We start from the raw sequence: 24,553 nt of genomic DNA, 5'->3' as shown, positions 1-24,553 counted from the left end.
ACTCCGACCGACACGGGAGACCGGGCGTGCTTCATCAAATCATCGACCGCAGGTTAGCAGGCAAGAACAAGAGCATTGCCAATCGCGAGCGTTTTTTGCGTCGCGTCAAGAACTATATTCGCCGCGCCGTTTCGGAGGCGGTGCGCGACCGTAGCATCAAAGATATCCAGAACACCCAAAGCATCACGATCCCGCGCAAGGATATTGCGGAGCCGTCGTTCCGCCACGGCCCCGGCGGCAAGCGCGAAATGGTGCATCCGGGCAACTCGGACTACATCCGCGGCGACAAGATCCAGCGCCCGCAAGGGGGTGGCGGAGGCGGCGGGGGCAATCAGGCCAGCAACGAGGGCGAGGGTCAGGACGACTTCGTGTTCGAGCTGAGCCGCGAAGAATTCATGCAGTATTTCTTCGACGATCTCGAGCTGCCGCGTCTCGTCAAAACGCATCTGCTGGCCGTGCCCACGTGGAAGAGCATCCGCGCGGGCTGGTCCGCCGAAGGCACGCCGAACAACATCGACGTGGTCCGTTCGCTGCGCAGCGCGCTCGGCCGGCGCATCGCGCTCGGCGCGCCGCTCGTCAACCAGCTGCACGAAATGGAGCGGCAGCTCGACGTGATGAAGGCCGATCCCGCGGATCGCCGTGAAGAGATCAAGCTGCTCGAAGAGGAGATCCATCATTTGCGCGGCCGCATCTGGCGGATTCCATTCATTGATCCGTTCGATCTGCGCTACGTGAATCGCGTGAAGCAGCCCACGCCGTCCAGCCAGGCGGTGATGTTCTGTCTGATGGATGTGTCGGGTTCGATGGACGAGCAGCGCAAGGATCTCGCCAAGCGTTTCTTCATCCTGCTGTATCTGTTTCTCAAGCGTAATTACGAGCGCATCGAGGTGGTGTTCATTCGCCACCATACGCGCGCCGAGGAAGTCGACGAGGACACGTTCTTCCATTCGACCGAAAGCGGCGGCACGGTGGTGTCGAGCGCGCTCGAACTGATGCAGAAGGTGATGGAAGAACGCTACTCGCCGACTGAATGGAACATTTACGGGGCGCAGGCCTCGGACGGCGACAACTGGACCGACGACTCGCCCAAGTGCCGCAAGATACTGGCGGGTGACATCCTGGAGAAGGTGCGGTATTTTGCGTATATTCAGGTCACGCCCGAAGAGCAGAACCTGTGGCTCGAATATGCGCAGCTGGCGCTGAGCCAGCCGCACATGGCGATGAAGAAGGTCGAAACCGCGGCCGACATTTATCCGGTGTTTCGTGAGCTGTTTGAAAAGCAGGTGGCGTCTTCATGACGGACAAGCACTTGCACAACGAAGCGCGCGGCTATCAGCCGGAGCGCGGAAAAGGCGTGCCGCAGCAAAAGTCGGGGCATGCCGAGACCGGGGCGGAACATGCTGGCGCCGCCGCAGCCGGAGCAGTCGACACTGCTGCAGCACGGGGACACACCGGAACGCCCATTGAGGGGCAAAGGGAAGTCCGTATGAACGTAGCCGATAGACGGCCTTTGCCGTGCCCGTCCGACTGGACCTTCGAATTGATCGAGGAGTACGACTCGCATATTGCCCTTGTTGCGGAGCAATATGAACTCGACGTGTATCCGATCCAGCTCGAACTCATCAGTGCCGAACAGATGATGGATGCGTACGCGTCCGTCGGTATGCCGGTGAACTACCGTCACTGGTCGTTCGGCAAACACTTTCTCTCCACCGAAAAAAGCTACCGCCGCGGGCAGATGGGGCTGGCGTACGAGATCGTCATCAATTCCAACCCCTGCATCGCGTATCTGATGGAAGAGAACACGATGACGATGCAGGCTCTCGTCGTCGCGCATGCGGCTTACGGGCATAACTCGTTCTTCAAGGGCAACTATCTGTTCCGGCTGTGGACTGATGCGCACGCGATCATCGACTACCTCGTCTACGCGAAGAACTACATCGCGGAGTGCGAGGAGCGCTTCGGGCTCGACCGGGTCGAAGAACTGCTCGATTCGTGCCACGCGCTGATGAATTACGGCGTGGACCGTTACAAGCGTCCGCAGAAGCTGTCGCTCGAAAAGGAGTTCGCCGCGCGCCGTGAGCGCGAGGCCTATCTGCAATCGCAGGTGAACGAACTATGGCGCACGCTGCCGACCCGGCATACGCCGTTGCCGGAGGAAATCGAGGAGCGTTATCCGCCGGAGCCGCAGGAAAATCTGCTGTATTTCGCGGAGAAGAACGCGCCGCTGCTGGAGCCGTGGGAGCGCGAGGTGATCCGCATCGTGCGCAAGGTCGGCCAGTATTTCTATCCGCAACGGCAGACCCAGGTGATGAACGAAGGCTGGGCGACGTTCTGGCACTACACGTTGCTCAACACGATGTACAACCAGGGCAAGCTGGAAGACGGCTTCATGATGGAGTTTCTCCATTCGCACAGCAATGTGGTCTATCAGCCGCCGGTGACGAAGCCGTACTACAGCGGCATCAATCCGTATGCGCTCGGATTTTCGATGATGAGCGACATCCGCCGGATTTGCGAAACGCCGACGGAGGAAGACCGCAAGTGGTTCCCGGAACTGGCGGGCAGTCCGTGGCTGCCGGCGATGCACTACGCGATGCGCAATTTCAAGGACGAAAGTTTCGTCGCGCAGTATCTGTCGCCGCATCTGATCCGGGAAATGCGTCTGTTCTCGGTGCTCGACGACGACATGCGCGATGCGCTCGAAGTGTCGGCGATTCATGACGATAGCGGATATCAGTACGTGCGTCAGGCGTTGTCACGGCAGTACGACATGCATCATCGGGAGCCGAACATTCAGGTGTGGGCGGTGAATACGCGCGGCGACCGGAGCCTGACGCTGCGGCACTTCATGAGCGACAACCGGCATCTGTCGTCGGATAGCGATGAAGTGCTCAAACACATGGCGCGCTTGTGGCAGTTCGACGTGTATCTGGAAAGCGTCGATGAGAACGGCACGGTTCGCAAGCGCTATGAGTGCCGGTATGTGCCGCCCGCGGTGAGGGTGTGAAGCACGTCGGATCGGCGGTTGGTTGAAACCCAGTTTGGATCTGTTCGAAGCCCCTGGCGGTCGTGAGACCGGCAGGGGCTTTTTTGTGTGGGCATGGCACCGGGCGTAGACAATTTTTCAGTAGTTTTGGAAAAAGTGCTGAAAACAAGGCCGTCATCCGATTTTTCAGTAAAATTAGAAAAACTACTGAAAAACTCCATGTCACCGTTCCCCCTTTACGAGCAGCACGAGTTGGCCTATTGCTCTCAGTTTGCCAACGTCGCACAGGCAGCCGCTACGCAGGACAAAGTGCTGATGGGAGCGCCTGGCACCGTGATCGAGCATAAGCGCGGCGGGGCGGCGTACTATGCGCGCCAGTACATGGGGCCGGAGGGACGCAGACAGCAAGAGAATCTGGGTGGCCCGAAGGGCGACCCCGAGGTGGACGCCCGGGTCGAGCACGTGCTGCAACGCATTGATTTGAGTAAGGATCTCATTTCGAGAATCCGGGATTTGAGCAAGCTGGGCTTTCAACTGGCGGACAACAAGACCTATGCGACAGTTGGCGTTCTATACAACTACGGACTGTTCGAAGCCGGGGCGGTACTGGTTGGCTCACACGCTTACGCCGTCATTTTGAATTCGCTTGGCATCAAGGCCATCTCCTACGAGACCGAAGATATCGACATCGCGCGTCGGCATCAGCTTGCGCTCACCAACATCCCAAAGGGAGGTTTGCTCGCCATGCTCAAGGAAACCGGCATCCACTTCGTATCCGTTCCTTCAATGAAACGCGGTGAGCCGTCGACGTCATTTACCGAAGCCGGTAAGTCGCGCTTTCACGTCGATCTGCTGGTTCCGTCGCGTGATGACACATTCTCGACCGTGCCTGTGACTGAGCTCAATGCCCACGCCACGGCTTTGCCTTACCTCGCGTACGTGCTGGCGAACGCGCAAACGGGCACGCTTATCTCGCGACATGGCGCGGTGCCGGTGCGCGTACCCGAACCGTCGAGGTTTGCGATCCACAAGCTTCTGGTGTCCCGGCTGCGGACCAATACGCTCGTGAAGTCGCAGAAGGATGTGCGGCAGGCTTCGGTGTTATTGGCGATGCTGGGCGAACATCGGAGTGGCGACATCGAGGACGCCTGCGCTGCGCTTCCACGATCGGCGCGAGTGTTGGTGCGGCGCACGTTGCCGGAGGTCGAAGCGCTGATGCGCGACGCACACGAGGCCGGGTTCGAGGAGTTGCAGACGAGTCTTGCGTCATAAGATTGCCTGACAAACCCCCATCCACCCCTTGCAATTCTGTAAAATTCGCGCACGCTCGCGGCGAGCACTTCGACGCGCGCGCTGTGAAGGCGGCGCCACGGCCGCCATCTTCGTTAAAAGACAAGGACAGACACCAGCATGACCGACCTAACCGACCAATCCGTGGCCTCGGCTCACGACACACGCCGCCGCATCTTCGCGATCGTTGGCGCTTCATCGGGCAATCTCGTCGAGTGGTTCGACTTTTACGTCTATTCGTTCACCGCGCTGTATTTCGCGCCGGCGTTCTTCCCGAGCGGCAACACCACCACGCAGTTGCTCAATACCGCGGGCGTGTTCGCCGCGGGCTTCCTGATGCGTCCGATCGGCGGCTGGTTCTTCGGCCGCCTCGCCGACAAGCATGGCCGGCGCACCGCGATGATGATCTCGGTATTCATGATGTGCGGCGGCTCGCTGGTGATCGCCGTGCTTCCCACGTACGCGCAGATCGGCGCGCTGGCGCCGGCGCTGCTGCTGGTCGCGCGGCTGTTCCAGGGCTTGTCGGTGGGCGGCGAATACGGCACCAGCGCGACCTACATGAGTGAAGTCGCGCTCAAGGGCCGGCGCGGTTTCTTCGCGTCGTTCCAGTACGTGACGCTGATCGGCGGCCAGTTGTGCGCGCTGCTGGTGATCGTGATCCTGCAACAGACGCTCTCCACCGCGGAACTCAAGGAGTGGGGCTGGCGCGTGCCGTTCGTGATCGGCGCGGGGGCGGCATTGATCGCGCTGTATCTGCGTAGATCGCTCGACGAGACCACCACCGCCGCGACGCGTCAGCGCAAGGAAGCCGGCACGCTGCGCGGGCTGTGGGTGCATAAGGCCGCGTTCATGACGGTGCTCGGCTTCACGGCCGGCGGCTCGCTGATTTTCTACACCTTCACGACCTACATGCAGAAGTACCTGGTCAACACGGCGGGCATGCAAACGAAGACGGCCAGCACGGTGATGACCGCGGCCTTGTTCCTCTATATGGTGATGCAGCCGGCGTTCGGCGCGCTGTCGGACCGGATCGGCCGCCGTCGTTCGATGTTGTGCTTCGGTTTCTTCGCGACGATCGGCACCGTGCCGCTGCTGCATGCGTTGAAAGACGTGACGAGCCCGTACGCGGCGTTCGGCCTGGTCGTGCTGGCGCTCGTGATCGTCAGTTTCTACACGTCGATCAGCGGTTTGATCAAGGCGGAAATGTTCCCGCCGGAAGTGCGCGCGCTCGGCGTGGGCCTGTCGTACGCGGTGGCCAACGCGGTCTTCGGCGGCTCCGCGGAATACGTGGCGTTGTGGCTGAAGTCGATCGGCGTCGAGTCGATGTTCTTCTGGTACGTCACGGTGATGTGCGCGATCGCCGGCATCGTGTCGCTGCGTATGCGCGATCCGTCGACGGAAGGGTATCTGCGTCACGAGCCCTGAGCGTTAGCGGGAGGCTCGAACCGCGCACCTGGGGTGCGGGTTGAGAACGGCGGCCTGGGGCGACCTGGCCGCCGTTTCATATTGTGTGGACGACGTGATGCGAGACGACGCGCGATGCGCGCGAGGGTAGCTTGCGCGCTCAACTCACCACGATCTCGGTTCCCCACGCATGCAGCAGATCGCGCAGCGCCTCGGCCTGCGCCATCTTCGCGTCGCGGCGCAAATGAATCTGCAGCGCGCGGCCCGCGATGCCGTCGACGGGATGCGCCAGCCACAACTCCACCGCGAGCCCCAATCCTTCCGGCTGGTTGACGACCACAGGCTCGATCACACGCGGCTTGAAACAGGCACTGTCGGACATCGCGAATCACCTCCGGGCTGATGACGGTTCGTGTTCATCGTAGTCAGCGCCGTGCGCCGGACCAAGCGACAAATACGCGTTTGCCAAGCAGAGGATGCTTAGCAGGAAAGGCGCTTAGGGAGGCGGTTGGAAGCGCGGCTAGAAACGCGCTGAGAACGCGATGAGAACGTGATGAGAACGTGATGAGAAGCGCGCTGAAGAACATACCTGCCGCGCGCGTCTTGCAGCGCTGCCGCGATGGCGGTGCCAAAGCTCGCTGCAACTGTCGCCTGGCGCCGATCACTTAACGCCGAACGCCCGAAGCCCGAGACACGACACCGCCCAACATCACACCTGCTCGGCCCCGTCCGTCATGAGTTCCTTCACCACGGCGGCCGGATCCGTTGCAACCGCGGGCGCCGCAGCGACGGCGGCAACCGCAGCCGCCGCGACGGCCTGTTGTCGTACGGTCAGCGCCGCGCGCGCGAGCATCAGAAGATGGTAGTAGAGCCGCACACTGAACCCATAGTTGTACGCGAACGGATGCGTGAGCACGATCTTGAGACCCATGAGCGCCTGCCGGTTCCTCGCATGAACCGAGGCGACGATCGGCGCGAGACGCCGCAACGCAAGCCTGCGCGACGGCTCCAGTTGCGGCGGCAGTTGCAATGCCTTCACGAACGCATACGCGCTGACCGTCGCCGCGACCGCCGTGCCGCGCGTGCTGTGCGAGATCGAGCTCGCTGTCTTGCGATACACCGAGACATAGTCGTGCAGATAGAACACCTCGCGCGCCGCGAGACAGAGTTCGGTGCCGAACACGAAATCGCAGCACATGCCGTACTGGTCCTTGTAGCCGATCCGCTTCACGAGCCGCGCATCGGCCATCCAGCCGTTGTTCGGGAACATCTGGATCAGACCGGTTCTGCCTGCCAGCGGCTGCAGGCCTTCGGCGTCCCTGGTGCGGCGGAACGCCGAGTTCAGCCGCGTGCTCGCGTCGAAGTCGACGGCGCCGTTGTGATCGGCCTCGTACTGGTCGCCGAAGGCCGCATCGAGTTGCGGATGACGCGTCCACAGCGACAGGAGTTTTTCGACGCCGTCGGTGGTGAGCAGATCGTCGTCGTGGATCAGCAGGATCTTGTCGCCGCTTGCGCGTTCGAACAGGCTCGCGACGTTGCGCGCCTGGCCGAGCGGCGGTTGATTCAGCGTGTAGCGTACCCGCGGCTCCTGTCCATAGCGGGCCGCGATCAACTGCTGGGTGCGGGTGTCCTTCGAATCGTCGCCGATCACGATTTCCACGTTGCCGTAGGTCTGCGCGAGGCACGAATCGATGCACTGCGCGATCAATTCGGGACGATTGCAGGTAGGCAGGCAGATGGAGACTTTGGCGAGATGAGGGCAGGTTGGGGAGTTTGAGAAGATGGACATGGGCGTCGCCTTTTTTATCGATTAAGGGGCGGCAGCCGGTTCGCTTGGCGCGCACATCGCTGCAAGCAGCAAAATAGTCCATCGTGCGAAAAAAATAATCGGTAAAAATCAGGAAGAAATGTTTGGCTTCCGAAAGCAGATCGAAGGGGAAAAATTCTGCGGATTCGCTGCTCAAACGCAGCAAACCCGCTCGACGACTCGCGCTTATTTTTTCAACCGACTGACGGCTCACCGTCGCCGGGTTTCTTGCCGGGACGGTCCGCGGGCGACTGCTTGCGGCCTTCGTCGTGGCGTTCGGGCAGCTTGCTTTTTTCGTTATCGCTATGCTGGACTGGCTGCGGGTGTTCGATGTCGGCCGGTCTGTCCTTCGGGTGTTCCTTTGTTTCGCTCATCGCTGCTCTCCTGGGTGGAAGACATCTTGTGTGCAGCAAGGCGCAGACCCGATGCCGCGCTGAGATGCTTTGCGTGTTGGCAGGCAGCGCCAAAAACGCGTCCATCATGCGCCCGCGCGGCCCGCCATGCTTCGCGCGAGCGCTGTTAGCGCAGCGCCGGGAAACCAGTCCGCTGCGGATGATGGAAAACTCGCTCGACAACTCGCACTTCAACCGCTGGCGTGCGGATCGAACGGCCCGCACAATTACAAACAAGCGCTTGACCGCGCCCTTCATTCAGCGCAACGTGGAAAAGGAAACCGATCCTGCGGGAGTCCGAAATGTCCCTCAACTTCCCGAACCCGAGCCGCAGCTATGACGCGTATCACCATTGCGTCAACTTCTGGGGCTACGACAATGCGCGCGAAATAGCCTTCACCGTCAACCATTCGGTGATTTCGAATCTGAGCCCGAATACGGGTTCCGACGAACCGGCGGTGCTGGCGGCGTTCGACGAGCATCGCGAACAGATTCTCACGCTCGCGCGCGGCATCTACGTCGCCGGCCCGCAAAACCGCTATACGATCGGTTGATGCTTCAGGCGGCCGTTTCGCGCGGTGCGCCGCCTGTCAGCGAAACGATGAACTCGAAGAACGCCCGCACCTTGGCCGGCGGATGATGCCGCGACGGGTACAGCGCATACAGCGGATACACTTCGTCGCCCCACTCGGGGAACAGCTCGACCAGTTTGCCGCTAGCCAGCAACGACTCCGCGCCGAGCGACAGAATCTGCGCGACGCCCTGGCCCGCCGCGCAAGCACTATGCAAGGTGCCCACGTCGTTGACGGTCAGACGGCCTTGCGGCGTAATCACGAGCTTCTTGCGGCCGCGATGAAATTCCCAGCTAAACGGATAGCCGGTCAGCGGATCGCGAAACTTGATGCACACATGCTGACCGCCTTCGAGTTCGCCCGGGTTGGCCGGATGTCCATGCTTCTTCAGATACGAAGGCGCCGCCACCGTCAGAATGCGCGTATCCAGCAGCTTGCGGGCGATCAGCGTCGACACCGGCGGATCGCCGAAGCGGATCGCGAGATCGAAACCGTCGGCAACCATATCGCCCAACTGGTCCCGCGTGATCAGTTCGAGCTGCAGATCGGGATGCTTGTCGATGAAGCCGCCGAGCCTCGGCCCCAGCACGAGGCGCGAAAAGAACGGGTCCATGTTGACGCGCAAGCGTCCGCGCACGGCGGTCGCCCCTTGGGCGGCGGACGCCGCGGCTTCTTCGAGACCGCCCAGCAGCGGCACGATCTGTTCGTAGAAGCGCCGGCCTTCGTCGGTCAGCGTGACCGAGCGCGTGGTGCGGTCGAATAGCCGGATGCCCAGGCGCGTTTCGAGCCGCGCGACCGAACGGCTGACCCCGGATTGCGACATGTCGAGCGCTTCGCCGGCCGCCGCAAAACTGCCGCAATCGACGATCGCCGTGAGCACGCCCATGCCGTTCAGCATGCGCTCGTCAAATGGCATGTGAGGTTCCTTTGTTATTCGTTAATGCCCCACATGCTAACTCGAAAGTCTGTTGGAATTCACGTGTTGACGTAGCGACGTGACACCTGTCAAGACGAATCGATGATTGTGTGTCATGAGTGCAATGACAGTCACGCTGTCGCGTCAGACACGCCGCTGCCGTTAACCTATGCGAACTCGCCTGACGTACGGTGGAATGCGGTTCTCTTATGTATCGGGCATATTTGGACTCGTCAACGGAGAACGCATCATGTCGGGTGTTTTTATTACCGGTTCCGCCGATGGCCTCGGCCAGATGGCGGCACGTCTGCTCGTCGACGCCGGACATCAGGTGGTGCTGCATGCGCGCAGCGCCGCGCGCGCCGAACAGGCGTTGCGGGCGGTGCCGCAAGCGCAGGCCGCGCTGATCGACAAGCCGCAGCGGCTCGTCTATCTAAGCTCAGGCCTGCATCGCAGCGGCGACGCGAGCCTCGACGATCTGGCGTGGGAACGGCGACCGTGGCAAGGTACGGGCGCGTATTCGGACTCGAAGCTGCATGACGCGTTGCTCGCGTTTGCGATCGCGCGCCGCTGGCCGGGGGTGTTGTCGAATGCGTTGGAGCCAGGTTGGGTCGCGACGAAAATGGGTGGTGCAGGCGCGCCGGACGATTTGCAGGCAGCGCCGAAAACCCAGGTGTGGCTCGCCGTCAGCGATGAGCCGGCGGCCACCGTTAGCGGCGCGTACTTCTATCACATGAAACCGCGCGAGACGCATCCGGCGCTGCACGACGTCGCCGTGCAGGAGCGTTTGATTCAGGCGTGCGAGGTTTTTTCGGGGATACGTCTGCCGGATTGAGATCAGCGGCCCGCACTTTGTGCCGCCTGCCCGCGCACCACGCGTGTGCCGGACGGGTCGTCGAGATGACGGAACACCCACGCCGACAGCAGCGTAATCACGCCGACGCACACGAAGCTCAGCCGGAACCCCAGCGCCGCCGAGCCCGATTGCGCCGAGAACAGATTCACCAGCCCGCCGCCGATCGACACGCCCAGGCCGATCGCCAGCATCTGCACCATCGAAAAGAGGCTGTTGCCGCTGCCCGCGTCTTCGTGCGAGAGATCCTTCAGCGTGACGCTGTTCATCGCCGCGAACTGCATCGAGTTGGCCGCGCCGAACACGGCCAGAATCGCGACCTCGATCACGAGCGGCGTGCCGCGCGAGATCAACGAGAACGCGACGATCGCCGAGCCCACGATCAGCGTATTGACGAGCAGGAAGGTGTCATAGCCGTAGCGGCGCACGAGCGGCGCGATCCAGCGTTTGGCGAGCGTGCCGGCGAGCGCGGCGGGCAGCATCATCAGACCTGAGTGCAGTGGCGAATAGCCCAATTGCAATTGCAGCAGCAAGGGCACGAGGAACGGCACCGCGCTCGAACCGACGCGGCACACCAGGTTGCCGATCAGCCCGACGCTGAAATTCGGCTCGCCGAATAGCGACAGCTTGAAGAGCGGATCACGCCGGTATCTGGCGTACGGAATGTACGCGAGCGCGCTGGCGACGGCGAGCGCGAACAGCCCCGCCGACCAGGCCGCGCGATGCGAGGCGACCGGCGCGTCGATCGCGAGCGAAAACGCGATCATGCACAGCGACAGCAGCGCGCAGCCGATGAAGTCGAACGGCGGCGCCTGGATGGTGTCGTGCGATGGCAAAAACCGCTGCACTGCGTACAGACCCACCGCGCCGATCGGCACATTGATCAGAAAAATCCAGTGCCACGTGATCGCCTGCACGAACCAGCCGCCGAGCGTCGGTCCGGCGATCGGTCCGAGCTGGCCGGCAATCGAAATGAACGCGAGCGCCGACACGTATTGCTCGCCGGACACGCTGCGCAACACCGCGAGCCGGCCGATCGGCAGCAGCATCGAGCCGCCCAGGCCTTGCAGCACCCGCGCAATGACCAGTTGGCCGAGCGTGTGCGCGCCGGCGCAGCAGATCGAGCCGAGCACGAACACGAGGATCGCCACGAAGTAGACGCGCCGCGTGCCGAAGCGGTCGGCGAGCCAGCCGGACGCGGGCGTGAGCATCGCCATCGTCAGCGTGTACGCGACGACGACAGGCTGCATCGCGAGCGGCGCGACGTGCAGGCTGTTGGCGATCGACGGCAACGCGGTGTTGACGATCGTCGTGTCGAGCGACTGCATGAAAAAGCCGGCGGCGACGATCCATAGCAGCGCGGTCTGGGAGGAATCCTTGGTCATCTTTTACAGGGGCGGGGCGGCTTGACTGGGGCCCGCGCGGAGCAATCATGGGGGAGTTACGTCATCATATTGACATCGTCGTCAATCGGGAACCCCACTAAGGACGCTGACTGTTATCGACTTTGCCGATAAGCAGCGCGACAATGCCGCATGCTCAATCCCATCTGGCTCAAGACCTTCGCGACCGTCGCCGCCTGCCACAGCTTTACCGAGGCGGGGCGTCGGCTCAACCTGACGCAGTCGAGCGTCAGCGAACACATCCGGCGGCTCGAAGAGAGCGTGGGCCGGCGGCTGTTCGTGCGCGACACCCATTCACTGGCGATGACGCCGGACGGCGAGGCGATGCTCGCGCACGCCAGCGTGATTCTGCAGGCGCTCGCGCGGGCCGAGTCGCAGTTTCGCGCGCCGCGCCTGAAAGGGCGGGTGCGCCTCGGCTCCTCGGACGACGTCGCGCTCGGACCGCTGCCCGCGGTGCTGGCGGCGTTCCGTGACGCGCATCCCGATGTCGAGCTGGAGATCACCATCGGCATGACCGGCAAGCTGTACGAGTTGCTGGACGCGGGGTCGATCGATCTGCTGGTCGGCAAACGGCGGCTCGGCGACCGGCGCGGCGTGCCGTTGTTCACCGGGCGGCTGGAGTGGCTGGCGCGCGCCGGCACGCTGGTCGATCTGAGCCAGCCGCTGCCGCTGATTCTGGTCGCCGAGCCGAGCGTGACGCGGGCCGTCGTGCTCGACGCGCTCGCCGAGGCAGGCTTCAGCTGGCAGGTGGTGTGCACGAGCAGCAGCCACTCGGGCTGCATCGCGGCCGCGCGCGGCGGGCTTGGCATTACTGTGCGGCCGCAGTACCTCGCCGCGCGAGGGCTCGCGCCACCGCTGAACGCGGCCGGGCTGCCGACGCTGCCGTCGGTGGAGTTCATCGCGCTGGCGGCGAAACGGCTCAGCCGCCCGGCCGGCACGCTGCTGCAACTGCTGCATGACAGCGATCTGCGCGGTTCGTGGATCGGCGAATGACGCGTCCGTCAAGCAGCGGTGTTCAGGCCGGCTGGCAGATCGATCTTCCAGCCGACCTTCAGGGCGACCCTCAGGCCGGCATCGTGCGAAACGAAATCGCAAAGCGGTTCCACGCGTTGATCGCCGAGACCAGCAGCGTCAGGTCGACCAGTTCCTCGTCGCTGAAGTGCGGGCGCACCGCGTTCCATACCGCGTCGGGCACATGCTCGTGCGACACCAGCGTCAGCGCTTCGGTCCATTCGAGCGCGGCGCGTTCGCGGTCCGTGAAGAACGGCGTTTCGCGCCACACCACCACGGTCGCGAGGCGCCGCTCGGTTTCGCCACCCTTGCGGGCGTCGCTGCTGTGCATGTCGACGCAGTACGCGCAGCCGTTGATCTGCGACGCGCGCAGGCGAACCAGTTCGGTCAGCGATTTTTCGAGCGCCGATTTGCCGATGCGCTCTTCGACGCCCATCAGTGCCTTGATCGCGGTGGGATTGGCTTTGTAGAAGTTCAGACGTGCTTCCATGATTCACTCCTGAGTCGGGTTGGACGCATTCCGTGATGCGATGGGTCAAGCTTAGTCACATGGCTGGATTCGTAAAATGACCGATTCCAGCTATTTTCAGGTAACCACTTTCGGGTCCTGACTCAGGTCGTGACAACCAGCGCCGGCGGCCCGCCGAGCGCCCTTACCGCCTGTAATGGCATCGTTGCCGGACTTCCGGCGATTCGGTATGGTGGGTCATCGCCTATTCGAAGAGACCGCCCATGACGCCCGCCGCTGACCCACTTGCGCCGCCCATCCGTTCCGACGTCCTGATCGTCGGCGCCGGCCCTGTCGGTCTTTTTGCGGCGTTCGAGGCGGGCGTGATCGGCCTGTCGTGCCAGATCGTCGATGCGCTCGACAAGGTCGGCGGGCAGTGCGCCGAACTCTATCCCGACAAGCCGATTTACGATATCCCCGCGATTGTGTCCTGCACCGCGCGCGAACTGGTCGAGCGTTTGATGATGCAATGCAAACCGTTCGACGTGCCGATCCATCTCGAGCAGCGGGTCGCGTCGGTCGAGCAGCGCGGCGACGGACGCTGGACCGTCTGCACCGGTCGCGGCCTCGTGTTCGACGTCGCGGCGATCCTGCTCGCGGCCGGCAACGGTGCATTCGTGCCGCAAAAGCTGACCCTGCCCGAAGCCGCGCCGCTGGAGTCGCGCCACGTGCACTACAGCGTGCCGCGTGTCGCGGATTTCGCCGGCAAGACCGTGGTCGTGGCCGGCGGCGGCGATTCCGCGCTCGATTGGGCGCTCGCGTTGCGCAAGGTCGCGCGGCGCGTGACGCTGGTACATCGGCGCAGCGGTTTCAGCGCGGCCGATTCGAGCGTCGCGTCGATGCGGCGCGCGGTCGAGGCGGGCGAGATGGACTTCATCGTCGGCGCGATTGCGGGGTTGACTGTTGAAGGCGATGCGCTGAAGTCGCTGACGTTGCGGCATATCGAAGGCGAGACGCAGCTCGAGACCGAACACCTCGTCGCGCTGTATGGACTGGTCGCGGATCTCGGGCCGATCGCGCAGTGGGGGCTGACGATTCACGGCGGGCGTGTCGATGTCGATACATCCAACTATGAGAGTTCGCGGCCAGGCATCTTCGCGGTCGGCGACATCGCCAACTATCCGAACAAGCAGAAGCTGATACTGTCGGGTTTTCACGAGGCGTCGCTGGCGCTGCGCAAGGCATATTCGTACGCGTATCCCGAGAAGAAACGCGTACACGTCCATTCCAGTTACGACGCGAAGCTGGCGGAGAAGGTCGCGGCGGCCGGCTAAGCAGATTGCCGGGAGGCCGACGTCCAGTGTGATTTTGCGGGTCGTCCGAACCAGCTGGTCGTGATCGACACGTCACGACCGGCTTTTTTTATCTGGTGGCCAGGTCCGATTTTCCGGCGGGTTGGCTGGCGACTGCTGCGGCGCTTGCGGCCTTGTTCTTATTCTTCGCTTCGTGATGGCCGATCGACATGTGCGAGCAATGCAGCAATCGATACAGCAATCGACGTAGCAAGCGCGGGGCCCGGCGTCATCGCTTCCCCTTCATGCGGCAACACAGCGGCGTGTCCGCCGCCAATGTCCTCATCAGGTGAAACCATAGGCAAAGCAGCAGGCTATGCCCGGTGTATCCTTTGGCCAGAACCCCGATACTTGCGCGCCATGAACCAGCTCGATGTGACTTCCGCCCGCGACAACGGCGAGCCTGACCGAGGGCAGGCCGGGACTCGCCCGAGTCCGATTGCCGGCGTCGATTACTGGACGCTCGTGCAAGCGATCGAGGACTACGCAATCTTCCTGCTCGATGCAAGCGGGCGCGTCGTCAGCTGGAACGCCGGCGCTCAGAAGCTGAACGGCTACACGGAGCAGGAGATCGTCGGCCAGCACTTCTCCCGTTTCTATACCGCCGAAGCCCTGGCGCAAGGCTGGCCCGCCTATGAGTTGCAGCAGGCGTCGCTGACCGGCCGCTTCGAAGACGAAGGCTGGCGTGTGCGCAAGGACGGCACCGCGTTCTGGTCGAACGTCGTGATTACCGCGGTCCGCAACGAGGCGGGCATCCTTACCGGCTTCGCCAAGATCACGCGCGACCTGACCGCGCAACGCGAGTATGTGGAAGCGTTGCGGCAAAGCGAGGAGCGCTTCCGTCTGCTGGTCGATTGCGTCAAGGATTACGCGATATTCATGCTCGATCCGCAAGGCTATGTGGTGAGCTGGAATGCGGGCGCGGCGCGCATCAAAGGCTATACGCGCGACGAAATCGTCGGCCGGCATTTCTCGCTGTTCTACTTGCCGGAAGATGCCGCCGCGGGCAAACCGGCGCGCGAGCTGACCATCGCGCGGCAGATCGGTCACGTCGAAGACGAAGGCTGGCGCGTGCGCAAGGACGGCACGACCTTCTGGGCCAACGTCAACATCACGGCGGTGCATGACGAGTCGAACCGGTTGCGCGGCTTCGCCAAGGTTACGCGCGATCTGACCGAGCGGCGTCAGCGCGAAGAACTGGAGCGCTCGGGCGAGCGCATGCGCGAGTTTCTCGCGACCCTCGCGCATGAATTGCGCAATCCGCTCGCGCCGGTGCGCAACGCTGTCGGCGTGATGCAGCTCGAGACCGGGCTGAGCCCCGCCATGGCGCGTTCGCGCGATCTGATCGATCGTCAGGTCACCCATCTCACACGGCTGGTCGATGATCTGCTCGACGTCGGCCGGATCATGTCGGACAAGGTCGAGTTGCGCCTCGCGCGTGTCGATCTGAGCGAGCTGGTGACGCGCGCGATCGAAGCGGCGCGGCCCTTCACCGATGCTCACGAGCAGCACGTCGTGCCGCATCTGCCCTACGATCCGGTGTCGATTCGCGGCGATATGACCCGTCTCGTCCAGGTGCTGCAAAACCTGCTGCACAATGCGTCGAAGTTCTCGCCGGCGGGTAGCCGTATCGACATCACGGGCCGCATCGACTATCGGATGGCGGTGGTCGAAGTGCGCGACTCGGGATGCGGCATTCCGGTGCGCTCGCTCGACAAGATCTTCGAATTGTTCGCGCAGGAAAAGGAAGGCCAGAATTCGGGCGAAGGCGGCCTCGGCATCGGCCTCACGTTGTGCAAGTCGCTGGTCGAAATGCACGGCGGCAGCATCATCGCGAGCAGCGAGGGGCCGGGATGCGGCAGTACGTTCACGCTGAGTTTGCCGCTTGCCGCCACGCTGTCCGACGCCCCGGCTGGCGAGGCGAACGCGGTCACGCCCGAGGTCGCGCCGCTGCGGATTCTGCTGGTCGACGACAATCACGACTCGGCCGACAGTCTCGCGATGCTGCTCGAACTCAAAGGCCACGAGGTGCGCATCGCCTACGAAGGCGAGCAGGCGTTGCAGATCGCGCCGCGCTTCGTGCCTCACCTTGCGGTGATCGACATTGCGATGCCGAAGATGGACGGTTACGCGACGCTCGCGGCACTACGCGAGATGCCCGAGGTGGCCGATACGATGTACGCCGCGATGACCGGCTTCGGCCACGCAAGCGATCGCGAGCGGACTCGCGATGCCGGGTTTCACGCGCATCTGGTGAAACCGGTGGAACTGGCGCTGTTCGATGCGTTGCTCGCGCAGGTGGAAGCGCGGCGTGATAGCGGCGGTGCCGGCTGAACGTCGAAGCGGCGGCGTTTCCCTGTCATGCCAGCACGGTGCGGAGGCTTGCGCACCTCGACTTTCCTGAAAGACCACGGCGAGGCCCGGCGTTGAGCGCCTGCGGCACGTGGCTTGGTGTCTGTCTGCATATGCGGCGGCTATCGAACGTCCGCGCACGGCAGATCGAACGGTTTCAGGAAGGCACGATGCTCGATACGCGCGACCATGCAGCTGGCGTCAATGCACGTCGCTCACGAATTTGATTCGGATAGCAGAAGATCAAGACGGCGGCTGCGAGGAGGGCGACATGGCGAACGCGATCTTCGTTCTGTTCGGCGAAGGCAGAAACCTCGACCCATTGCAGATGGCCATGCGCTCGATCGCCGTGTTCCTGATCGCGCTCGTGCTGATCAGAGTGTCGGGCCGGCGCTCGTTCGGGCAACGCTTGCCGTTCGATTCGGTGTTGGTGATTCTGCTCGGTGCAACGCTGAGCCGGGCGATTGTCGGCGCGTCGCCGTTTGTCGCGACGCTCGTCGCATCGTTCGCGATCGTCGCGTGCTGGCGTGGGCCTGCATGCGCTCGCGCGGGTTCGAGCGGCTGGTGGGCGGCGTCGAACGCGAGGTGTTCAGCAACGGTGGGTGCGTTCAACGCGCGCGAAATGGATGCCCCGCTGATTACGCGCACCGATGTTCACGAAAGCGTCCGGCAGAAAACCGGCTCACGCTCGCTGGACAACGTGACCGCGGCGATTCTCGAACGCAATGGCGACGTGAGCGTGATCCGCGAGAACGCGTGACGAGTGGGTAAGAAGCGGATAAGAAGCCGGTGAGAAGCCGGTGAGAAGCCGGTGAGAAGCGCGCGGCGCTCAGCCCCGGCCGCCGCGCGAGATTTCTTCGCCGGCGCCGCGCGGCATGCGCAGCGTGACCGGAATCGAAGCGAACGAGCACAGACCGACCACCAGAAACGCGGGCCAGAAATCCGACCACGTGATGCTCGGATGCCCATGCAGCACCCGCGAAATCTGCAGCACGATACCGCCGACCGTCACGCCGAGCCCGAGCGACATCTGTTGCACGACGCTGCCGAGACTCGTCGCGCGCCCCACGTCGCGGCTGGCGATCTCCGCATAGGTCAGCGAATTCAAACTCGTGAATTGCAGCGCGGGGAAGAAGCCGCCGAGCAGCACGACCACCCAGATGATCCACGTCGGCGTGCTGGGGAAAAACAGCCCGCATGCCGCGATCGAAAGCCCCGACAGCGCGGCGTTGACCACCAGCACCGAACGAAAGCCGAAGCTGCGCAGCACGCCCGACGCGATCGTGCGCATGAACATGCCGCCGACCGCGGACGCGCAGGTGATCAGGCCGGATTGGAACGCGCTCATGCCGTGGCCTTCCTGCAGCATCAGCGGCAGCAGAAACGGCAACGCGCCAAGGCCGATCCGAAACAGCGAGCCGCCGAGCACGCTGGCCTGGAACGTCGGCACCTTGAAAAAACGCAGGTCCAGCAGCGGGAGTTTGACGCGCTGCGCGTAGGCGACGTAGATCACCAGCAGAACGGCGCCGCTCGCGCACATGCCGAACGCGTCGGCGTTGGAAATCAGTTCGCCGCCCACCAGCGACAACCCGAGCAGAAGCAGCACCGCGCCCGCCGCCGACAGCAAGAAGCCGATCCAGTCGAGCGGCCCCGGGTCCGGCTCGCGCGTGTTGGCGATGTACTTGTTGGTCAGATAGATGCCGAGGATGCCGATCGGCACGTTGATGAAGAAGATCAGGCGCCAGTGCAGATAGGTGGTGATGAAGCCGCCGAGCAGCGGGCCGGCCGCGGGGCCAAGCATCGCGGGGACGCTCAGATAGTTCATCGCGCGGATGAAGTCGGCTTTGTCGACCACGCGAAAGATGATGATCCGCCCGACCGGCACCATCATCGCGCCGCCGACGCCTTGTACGAAGCGCGCGAGCGTGAAGGTGGCGAGCGAATTGGACGCGGCGCACAGCAGCGAGCCCGCCACGAAGATGCCGATCGCGGTGCGGAAGATCGTGCGCGCGCCGAAGCGGTCGGCCAGCCAGCCGCACACCGGGATGAACACGCCGAGCCCCAGCACGTAGCTCGTCACGGCGATTTTCAGCGTGACCGGATCGCGCCCGAAGTCGCGCGCCATGGCCGGCAGCGCGGTGACGATCACGTTCGCGTCGACGCTTTCCATGAACATCGCGCACGCGACGATAAGGGGCGCAATCAGAGCTTTCTGGGCGACGGTCATGAAGTCGTGCTGCGACGCACTGGTGCAGGCAAAGGGGTCATTATTGCACCTGTACGGTGCAGATTGTTAATAGACGACGTTCCGATGGTGCCCCATTCAGGATTCGCGGCCGCCGGCTGTGACTGCGGCGCAACAGGTCAGGCACATTTTTGATACTTGTTGCGATGCGGCATAAGAAGGCTATAATCGGGCTATTACCTAGGTATAAACCCTAAAGGAGTCCACCATGAACACCGCTCCCGACGCTGCTGCCCGTGCTACCACCGCTGCCAGCACCACGTTGTTCGGCAAGCTGCGCGCGATGGCGCTGCACGCGCTGAACCTGCACCTGCAAAACTGCGCGGTGATCGCAGAAGCTCATCGCCGTCCGCTGTAAGAAGACAGGCGCTGCGCGCCACGCTCGCTGAGAAAGCAGAGCGGGGCGCCGGAATGCGCCGACCTGCCGAGTGCGCGGCTTTCGCGCCTTCTGGTCCGCCTTCTGGTCATTGGTGCCACGCCCAGCCGTGGCCCGCCACAGCCCGCCCGCCTACATGGCGGGCGCTGTGTTATCTGGCGCGGAAATCGCGGCCGGTTGAATCGCCGGCATGACCGCAATTCGCTCTCCACGCCCGCCGTCACCAAATCCTGATCCGCCATCATCATTCCCCTTCAATGACCCCGCTTCACACGGCAAATACGCTACATCTCATCGTGCTATTGCCCTTGACTACGGCACGCGAAGTGACAAGCTCGATGCCGCGAATCAGTTTTTGAAGTGAATCTGGCAAAAATACGCGATCAACGTGGGGGCGAATCTCCATTTGCGGGCGCAATTAGCGTTTAAACTCCAGCCCCTTGTGCGTCGCGGGGTTTCGCCAGCGATCGCAACCCGATCGCAACGCAATCGCAACGCAATCGCAACGCAATCGGCAATATCGACCGCCTTATTTCGACCGCCTCCAACTTAAATCCCGGCGAAATAGCTAACGCTGTCAACCTTTTGCACGCTTTGCCGTTATCCCTTTGTAATCGCCGGAATCAGGCGACGCAGCGATGGACGATCCGTCGGCGCGACAGCTCCACGCAAGGCCCCCCGCATTGACCATGTTCCATCGACATAACAACAAACTCGACCGGCCACGCGCGATGTTCGAGCGTATCTCGAAGCCGCCTGGCAACCCGGGACTCCTCTCGCCCGTGCTCGCGCTCGTGATTTGCGGATTGCTGCTGGTCGTCTTGCAGCATTTGTCGCAAGCGGTCGACTATCGCTCGGTGATGCGTCAGTTGCGTGAACTCACGGCCAGCGAGTGGACCGCCGCGCTCAGCGCCACCGCGCTCAGCTACGTGGCGCTGGTCGGGCGCGACGCCGTCGGCCTGCGCTACCTGGGCGCGGCCGTGCCGCGCGTGGCGCTGTGGATCGGCGCGACCGCGGGCTCCGCGCTCGGCAACGCGACCGGCTTCGGCGCGTTGACGGGCGGCGCCGTGCGCGCGCGCGTCTATGGCGTCGCGAACATCACGCCCGCGCAGATCGGCCGCATGACGGTATTCACCAGCGTGTCGCTGGCGCTCGCCCTGGTGCTGATGACGGCGCTCGGAATGGTCGGGCTGGCCGGCCAGCTCGCACCGATGCTACACCTGCCGCCGCTCACGCTGCGCTGGAGCGGTTTGGTGCTGCTGATCGCCCTCGCGCTCGCGGCCGCCGCGTGCCGCCACGAAACGCGGCCAATCCGCACGCGCTGGCAGTGGCTGTCGTTCGATATTCCGGCGCGCCGCGATCTGCTTGCGCAAGTGGCCCTCGCGGTCCTCGACGTGGTGGCCGCGGGCCTTGCGCTGTGGGCGCTGCTGCCGCATGCGAACGTGAGCTTCGTGACCTTCATCACCGTCTACGCCGCGGCCATGCTGCTCGGCATGATCGGCCACACGCCGGGCGGTGTCGGCGTGTTCGAAGCGGCGATGGTGTTCACGCTGAGCGGCAGCGTGCAAACGCACCAGATGGTTGCCGCGCTGCTCGCCTATCGCGCGATTTATTTCGGTGTCCCGTTGATCGTCTCGGCCGCGCTGCTCGCGGGCTTCGAAGGCCGCGCGCTGAAAGACCGTTTGCCGCTGCTCCAGGCGCAGCGCGCGTCGGAGCTCGCGCCGCTGTTTCTGAGCCTTGTCACCTTCGTGGTCGGCGGCATGCTGGTGATTTCCAGCGCGACGCCCGCGTTCTGGCAACGCATCCACATCTTGCGCGACCTCGTGCCGCTGTGGGTGCTCGAAAGCTCGCAGATGCTGTGCAGTGTGCTCGGCGTGCTGCTGTTGTTCGTCGCGCGCGGTCTGCTGCGCCGTCTGGACGCCGCCTGGTGGATGACGCTGTTGCTCGCGGTGTTGAGTCTCGCGCTGTCGCTGACCAAAGGTCTCGCGTTTGTCGAGGCGGGTGTGCTCGGCATGCTGATCGCGCTGCTGCTGTCCACGCGCCAGCGTTTCAACCGTCATTCGTCGCTGTTCGCCGAGCGCTTTACGGCGGGCTGGCTGGTGTCGGTGGCGATGGTGCTGATGCTGGCCACGTGGGTGATGCTGTTTGCTTTCCGTGACGTGCCGTACACGCGCGACCTGTGGTGGCAATTCGCTTTCGACGATCGCGCGCCGCGCGCGCTGCGCGCGACGCTGGCCGCGAGCCTGTTCGCGGCGACCTTTTCGTTCTGGCAATTGCTGCGTCCGGCGCCGGGCCGCTTCGTCAAACCCGCGCCTGAGGATCTGCACGACGCGGCGCGTATCGTGCGCGCGCAGGAGCGCAGCGACGCCGGTCTCGCGCTGATGGGCGACAAGAGCTTCCTCTTTTCCGAGTCGCGCGAGGCGTTCCTGATGTACGCGAAAAACGGCCGCACGTGGGCCGCGCTGCACGATCCGGTGGGGCCGCGCGAGGAGTGGGCTGGCCTGATCAGCAAGTTCGTCGCGCTCGCGCATGCGCATGGCGGGCGCGCGGCGTTCTATCAGGTTCGCGCCAACGCGTTGCCGCTGTATCTCGACGCCGGCCTCACGCTGATGAAGCTCGGCGAGGAAGCGCACGTGGTGCTCGACGATTTCGACCTCAAGGGCTCGCATCGCGCGCATCTGCGCTATGCGCTCAAGCGCGGCGAGCGCGATGGCTTCACCGTCGAAGTGATCGATCAGGCGAACGTGCCGGCGTCGCTCGAGACGCTGCGCGGGATTTCCGACGGCTGGCTCGACAGCCGCGACGCGCGCGAGAAGAGCTTCTCGGTGGCAGCGTTCACCGACGAATACCTGGCCGCGCAATCAGTGATGCTGGTGCGCCAGAACGGCGAACCGGCCGCGTTCGTCACCTTCATGACGACCGATATGAACACTGAAGCGACAGTCGGCGTGATGCGGCACGTGGAAAGCGCGTCGCCGTACGCAATGGAATATCTGTTCACACAACTGGCGCTGCATCTGAAGCAGGCGGGGTTCCGCTCGCTCAGTCTCGGCATCGCGCCGCTCTCAGGCATGCAGCCGACGCCGCTCGCGTCGCGCTGGCATCGGCTGGCCGGCATCGTGTGGCGCTTCGGCGGCCGCTTCTATAACTTCCGCGGACTGCGTGCTTTCAAGAGCAAGTTCCAGCCGCATTGGGAGCCGCGTTATCTCGCGGCGTCGGGTTCGGTGGGCGTGTTCTTCACGCTCGCAGACCTGTCATTGCTGGCGGGAGGCCGGCGTTCATGACACTGCATTCGATCTTCAGGCTCGCCGTCGTGGCGAGCGTCATGAGCTGCGGCGCGTTCGCGCACGCGGCAACCACCACGGTGCCCGGCGGCCGTTATGGCAACGTCACGGTCACGCAGCCGGCCGGCCCGTTGCGCGGCTTCGTGGTGCTCTACTCGCAAGCCGGCGGCTGGAGCGCGGCTGACCAGCAAAGCGCCGATGCGCTTGCGAAAGCAGGTGCGTTGACTGTCGGTGTGGATACCGCGCGTTATGCGGCCAACCTGAGCGCGAAGAAGGAAACCTGCCATCAACTGATCGGCGACGCCGAAGCGTTGAGCCATCAGCTCGAGCGGCAATCGCAATCGAGCTACTATTTCGCGCCGATCGTCGCGGGCACCGGCCAGGGCGCGACGCTCGCGATGCGCGTGCTCGAACAGGCGCCGTCGAATACGATTGCCGGCGCGGTCTCGGTGGATGCCGAGCGCACGCTCGACGCGCGTTTCCGGCCGTGCCCGCCGGACCCGACAGTGATCCGCGACAAGGTGCCGGGCTTCGTCGAAAAGGCGAGTACAGGTAACGCCGATCGCGCGCGTCTCGTCGCGTTGCTCACGCCGCATCTGCAAGCGGTGTCGACGAGCGATGATGATGTCTCCGATCTGCCGCTGATTGAATTACCGGCCGCTCATCCGAACGGCCTGATGGCGATCGTTATTTCCGGCGACGGCGGCTGGCGCGATCTCGACAAGACGATTGCGCAAGCGTTGCAGAAAGACGGCGTCTCCGTGATCGGCTGGGACAGCCTGCGCTACTTCTGGAGCGAGAAGCCGCCTGCGCAAACGAGCCGCGACCTCGCGCGCGTGATGCAAACCTACGGAGCGCGCTGGCACGCGCAGCACATCGCGCTCGTCGGCTATTCGTTCGGCGCCGATGTGATGCCGTTCGCGTATAACCGCCTGCCACAAGCGCAGCGCGCGAAGGTGTCGTTGATCGCGTTGCTCGGCTTCGCGCCCGACGCCGATTTTCAGATCCGGGTGGGTGGTTGGCTCGGCATGCCAGCCAGTGACAAGGCCTTGAAGGTGCAGCCGGAATTGACGCGCGTGCCGCCTGCGATGGTGCAGTGTTTCTATGGTGCGGACGAGAAGGACACGTTGTGTCCCGCGCTGACCAAGACTGGCATCGAGGTGATTCGCACGTCGGGCGACCATCACTTCGGCGGCGACTACAACGCGCTGGAGAGGCGCATTCTCAGCGCCTTCAAGAAGCAGAGCGGCGTGCAGGATTGATTGCCGCGGTGCGTGACGCGCGCCGCTGGCGGCCCGTGTTGCGATCAGGGCGCGCGTCGCGCAGGCACAGCAGTGTCGAGTGTGGCGTGTGGTTGGCGGCACCGTTTGCGATGTTGTTTGCGGCAGAGGCGGCGATGTGGCGAGCGTGTTTCGCCGCTGCGCAGATGGCAAGCTGAGACGCCCGACGCAGCGAACAAGGATTGACAAAGCACGCCAACTCAACGAAGATCGGACGCATGAACTGCCTCGACATCCGTATTGCGCTGATTATTAGCATCATTCATCGAATGGTGGGTTAGCGCGCGTCGGATCGCAGTGACACATTAACCCGCCCCACGAGGCGGGTTTTTTTATGTCCGCTTGCCTGCCTCCTGGTGAACTCTCTGCTGATTCGTCCCTGCCACACAGGAGCTTGCCTTGCTGCTACACGAACTCGAACTCGAACGCGCTGCCGAAACCGCTGGCAGCGTCGCGCTTCGTCACGACTACCTGAAAAAAATCCTGACCGCGCGCGTCTACGACGTGGCCCGCGAGACCGAACTCGAACGCGCGCCGAATCTGTCGGCACGCCTGCGCAATCCGGTCTATCTGAAGCGC

General features: G+C 63.5%; 19 protein-coding genes and 2 pseudogenes. 14 read left to right on the top strand and 7 right to left on the bottom strand.

Annotated features, from left to right (window positions below; translation table 11 throughout):
* Positions 1 to 26 precede the first annotated feature (26 nt).
* The 4 genes from HV744_RS06685 to HV744_RS06670 all read left to right on the top strand — a co-directional run bounded on the left by HV744_RS06685 (position 27) and on the right by HV744_RS06670 (position 5,704).
* Complete coding sequence (locus HV744_RS06685; RefSeq protein ID WP_175148754.1) at positions 27 to 1,298, top strand: YeaH/YhbH family protein; 1,272 nt, start codon at positions 27 to 29, stop codon at positions 1,296 to 1,298.
* Complete coding sequence (locus HV744_RS06680) at positions 1,295 to 3,010, top strand: SpoVR family protein (RefSeq protein ID WP_175148753.1); 1,716 nt, start codon at positions 1,295 to 1,297, stop codon at positions 3,008 to 3,010. Before HV744_RS06685 ends, HV744_RS06680 begins: the two co-directional genes overlap by 4 nt.
* A gap of 93 nt (positions 3,011 to 3,103) precedes the next feature.
* Positions 3,104 to 4,261: a GSU2403 family nucleotidyltransferase fold protein gene (locus HV744_RS06675; RefSeq protein WP_246278967.1), complete on the top strand. Its 1,158-nt coding sequence runs from the start codon at positions 3,104 to 3,106 to the stop codon at positions 4,259 to 4,261.
* 138 nt (positions 4,262 to 4,399) lie between these two features.
* A complete protein-coding gene (locus HV744_RS06670; RefSeq protein WP_175148752.1) occupies positions 4,400 to 5,704 on the top strand; it encodes an MFS family transporter in 1,305 nt (434 codons plus the stop codon).
* A gap of 139 nt (positions 5,705 to 5,843) precedes the next feature.
* Here the strand turns inward: HV744_RS06670 and HV744_RS06665 are convergent, their stop codons facing one another.
* The 3 genes from HV744_RS06665 to HV744_RS06655 form a co-directional block, all read right to left on the bottom strand.
* On the bottom strand, positions 5,844 to 6,065 hold the full coding sequence (locus tag HV744_RS06665) for a hypothetical protein (RefSeq protein ID WP_175148751.1): 222 nt from the start codon (positions 6,063 to 6,065) through the stop codon (positions 5,844 to 5,846).
* A gap of 327 nt (positions 6,066 to 6,392) precedes the next feature.
* A complete protein-coding gene (locus HV744_RS06660) occupies positions 6,393 to 7,472 on the bottom strand; it encodes a glycosyltransferase family 2 protein (protein WP_175148750.1) in 1,080 nt (359 codons plus the stop codon).
* A 212-nt stretch (positions 7,473 to 7,684) separates the two neighbouring features.
* Positions 7,685 to 7,864: a hypothetical protein gene (locus HV744_RS06655; protein WP_175148957.1), complete on the bottom strand. Its 180-nt coding sequence runs from the start codon at positions 7,862 to 7,864 to the stop codon at positions 7,685 to 7,687.
* A gap of 320 nt (positions 7,865 to 8,184) precedes the next feature.
* On the opposite strand from HV744_RS06655, the gene HV744_RS06650 reads away from it, so the two are divergent.
* Positions 8,185 to 8,436, top strand: a complete 252-nt coding sequence (locus tag HV744_RS06650) for a DUF1488 family protein (protein ID WP_175148749.1) — start codon at positions 8,185 to 8,187, stop codon at positions 8,434 to 8,436.
* Positions 8,437 to 8,440: 4 nt separating this feature from the next.
* Here the strand turns inward: HV744_RS06650 and HV744_RS06645 are convergent, their stop codons facing one another.
* Positions 8,441 to 9,370: a LysR family transcriptional regulator gene (locus HV744_RS06645; protein WP_175148748.1), complete on the bottom strand. Its 930-nt coding sequence runs from the start codon at positions 9,368 to 9,370 to the stop codon at positions 8,441 to 8,443.
* Positions 9,371 to 9,620: 250 nt separating this feature from the next.
* Between HV744_RS06645 and HV744_RS06640 the strand changes: the two genes are divergently transcribed.
* Positions 9,621 to 10,205, top strand: coding sequence for an SDR family NAD(P)-dependent oxidoreductase (locus HV744_RS06640; RefSeq protein ID WP_175148747.1), 585 nt, complete (start codon positions 9,621 to 9,623; stop codon positions 10,203 to 10,205).
* A 2-nt stretch (positions 10,206 to 10,207) separates the two neighbouring features.
* Here HV744_RS06640 and HV744_RS06635 read toward each other — a convergent pair whose 3' ends face one another.
* Complete coding sequence (locus HV744_RS06635; RefSeq protein ID WP_175148746.1) at positions 10,208 to 11,608, bottom strand: DHA2 family efflux MFS transporter permease subunit; 1,401 nt, start codon at positions 11,606 to 11,608, stop codon at positions 10,208 to 10,210.
* Positions 11,609 to 11,758: 150 nt separating this feature from the next.
* Between HV744_RS06635 and HV744_RS06630 the strand changes: the two genes are divergently transcribed.
* Positions 11,759 to 12,619, top strand: a complete 861-nt coding sequence (locus HV744_RS06630) for a LysR family transcriptional regulator (protein ID WP_175148745.1) — start codon at positions 11,759 to 11,761, stop codon at positions 12,617 to 12,619.
* A gap of 70 nt (positions 12,620 to 12,689) precedes the next feature.
* Here the strand turns inward: HV744_RS06630 and HV744_RS06625 are convergent, their stop codons facing one another.
* The gene (locus tag HV744_RS06625) at positions 12,690 to 13,127 is read right to left on the bottom strand and encodes a carboxymuconolactone decarboxylase family protein (RefSeq protein ID WP_175148744.1); all 438 of its coding nucleotides are present in this window, start codon (positions 13,125 to 13,127) and stop codon (positions 12,690 to 12,692) included.
* 242 nt (positions 13,128 to 13,369) lie between these two features.
* On the opposite strand from HV744_RS06625, the gene HV744_RS06620 reads away from it, so the two are divergent.
* From HV744_RS06620 to HV744_RS06610, 3 genes and pseudogenes are all read left to right on the top strand, one after another.
* Positions 13,370 to 14,419 (top strand): NAD(P)/FAD-dependent oxidoreductase, encoded by a 1,050-nt coding sequence (locus tag HV744_RS06620; protein WP_175148743.1) that lies wholly within the window; start codon positions 13,370 to 13,372, stop codon positions 14,417 to 14,419.
* 378 nt (positions 14,420 to 14,797) lie between these two features.
* Positions 14,798 to 16,771 carry a PAS domain-containing hybrid sensor histidine kinase/response regulator gene (locus HV744_RS06615; protein ID WP_175148742.1) on the top strand — a complete coding sequence of 658 codons (1,974 nt, stop codon included), beginning with the start codon at positions 14,798 to 14,800 and terminating at the stop codon, positions 16,769 to 16,771.
* A gap of 289 nt (positions 16,772 to 17,060) precedes the next feature.
* Positions 17,061 to 17,549, top strand: a pseudogene (locus HV744_RS06610) (DUF421 domain-containing protein).
* A gap of 69 nt (positions 17,550 to 17,618) precedes the next feature.
* Here the strand turns inward: HV744_RS06610 and HV744_RS06605 are convergent.
* Positions 17,619 to 19,016, bottom strand: a complete 1,398-nt coding sequence (locus HV744_RS06605; protein ID WP_175148740.1) for an MFS transporter — start codon at positions 19,014 to 19,016, stop codon at positions 17,619 to 17,621.
* A gap of 226 nt (positions 19,017 to 19,242) precedes the next feature.
* On the opposite strand from HV744_RS06605, the gene HV744_RS06600 reads away from it, so the two are divergent.
* The 4 genes and pseudogenes from HV744_RS06600 to HV744_RS06585 form a co-directional block, all read left to right on the top strand.
* Positions 19,243 to 19,392 carry a hypothetical protein gene (locus HV744_RS06600; protein WP_175148739.1) on the top strand — a complete coding sequence of 50 codons (150 nt, stop codon included), beginning with the start codon at positions 19,243 to 19,245 and terminating at the stop codon, positions 19,390 to 19,392.
* Positions 19,393 to 20,141: 749 nt separating this feature from the next.
* On the top strand, positions 20,142 to 22,694 hold the full coding sequence (gene mprF, locus HV744_RS06595) for a bifunctional lysylphosphatidylglycerol flippase/synthetase MprF (RefSeq protein ID WP_246278975.1): 2,553 nt from the start codon (positions 20,142 to 20,144) through the stop codon (positions 22,692 to 22,694).
* The gene (locus tag HV744_RS06590) at positions 22,691 to 23,956 is read left to right on the top strand and encodes a virulence factor family protein (protein ID WP_175148737.1); all 1,266 of its coding nucleotides are present in this window, start codon (positions 22,691 to 22,693) and stop codon (positions 23,954 to 23,956) included. Before mprF ends, HV744_RS06590 begins: the two co-directional genes overlap by 4 nt.
* A 420-nt stretch (positions 23,957 to 24,376) precedes the next feature.
* Positions 24,377 to 24,553 (top strand): annotated as a pseudogene (locus tag HV744_RS06585) (threonine ammonia-lyase, biosynthetic); the annotation flags it as partial.

Origin of the sequence: Paraburkholderia ultramafica (genome assembly GCF_902859915.1) — a bacterium.
Classification (GTDB): domain Bacteria; phylum Pseudomonadota; class Gammaproteobacteria; order Burkholderiales; family Burkholderiaceae; genus Paraburkholderia; species Paraburkholderia ultramafica.
This window is presented reverse-complemented; position numbering and strand designations above follow the sequence as displayed.

Excerpts from the sequence above, each read along its gene's own strand:
- HV744_RS06620 (WP_175148743.1), top strand. The coding sequence starts at position 13,370 with ATGACGCCCGCCGCTGACCCACTTGCGCCGCCCATCCGTTCCGACGTC.
- HV744_RS06630 (WP_175148745.1), top strand. The coding sequence starts at position 11,759 with ATGCTCAATCCCATCTGGCTCAAGACCTTCGCGACCGTCGCCGCCTGC.
- mprF (WP_246278975.1), top strand. The coding sequence starts at position 20,142 with ATGTTCGAGCGTATCTCGAAGCCGCCTGGCAACCCGGGACTCCTCTCG.
- HV744_RS06590 (WP_175148737.1), top strand. The coding sequence starts at position 22,691 with ATGACACTGCATTCGATCTTCAGGCTCGCCGTCGTGGCGAGCGTCATG.
- HV744_RS06670 (WP_175148752.1), top strand. The coding sequence starts at position 4,400 with ATGACCGACCTAACCGACCAATCCGTGGCCTCGGCTCACGACACACGC.
- HV744_RS06635 (WP_175148746.1), bottom strand. The coding sequence starts at position 11,608 with ATGACCAAGGATTCCTCCCAGACCGCGCTGCTATGGATCGTCGCCGCC.
- HV744_RS06625 (WP_175148744.1), bottom strand. The coding sequence starts at position 13,127 with ATGGAAGCACGTCTGAACTTCTACAAAGCCAATCCCACCGCGATCAAG.
- HV744_RS06600 (WP_175148739.1), top strand. The coding sequence starts at position 19,243 with ATGAACACCGCTCCCGACGCTGCTGCCCGTGCTACCACCGCTGCCAGC.
- HV744_RS06660 (WP_175148750.1), bottom strand. The coding sequence starts at position 7,472 with ATGTCCATCTTCTCAAACTCCCCAACCTGCCCTCATCTCGCCAAAGTC.
- HV744_RS06615 (WP_175148742.1), top strand. The coding sequence starts at position 14,798 with ATGAACCAGCTCGATGTGACTTCCGCCCGCGACAACGGCGAGCCTGAC.
- HV744_RS06655 (WP_175148957.1), bottom strand. The coding sequence starts at position 7,864 with ATGAGCGAAACAAAGGAACACCCGAAGGACAGACCGGCCGACATCGAA.
- HV744_RS06645 (WP_175148748.1), bottom strand. The coding sequence starts at position 9,370 with ATGCCATTTGACGAGCGCATGCTGAACGGCATGGGCGTGCTCACGGCG.
- HV744_RS06640 (WP_175148747.1), top strand. The coding sequence starts at position 9,621 with ATGTCGGGTGTTTTTATTACCGGTTCCGCCGATGGCCTCGGCCAGATG.
- HV744_RS06605 (WP_175148740.1), bottom strand. The coding sequence starts at position 19,016 with ATGACCGTCGCCCAGAAAGCTCTGATTGCGCCCCTTATCGTCGCGTGC.
- HV744_RS06680 (WP_175148753.1), top strand. The coding sequence starts at position 1,295 with ATGACGGACAAGCACTTGCACAACGAAGCGCGCGGCTATCAGCCGGAG.
- HV744_RS06650 (WP_175148749.1), top strand. The coding sequence starts at position 8,185 with ATGTCCCTCAACTTCCCGAACCCGAGCCGCAGCTATGACGCGTATCAC.
- HV744_RS06675 (WP_246278967.1), top strand. The coding sequence starts at position 3,104 with ATGGCACCGGGCGTAGACAATTTTTCAGTAGTTTTGGAAAAAGTGCTG.
- HV744_RS06665 (WP_175148751.1), bottom strand. The coding sequence starts at position 6,065 with ATGTCCGACAGTGCCTGTTTCAAGCCGCGTGTGATCGAGCCTGTGGTC.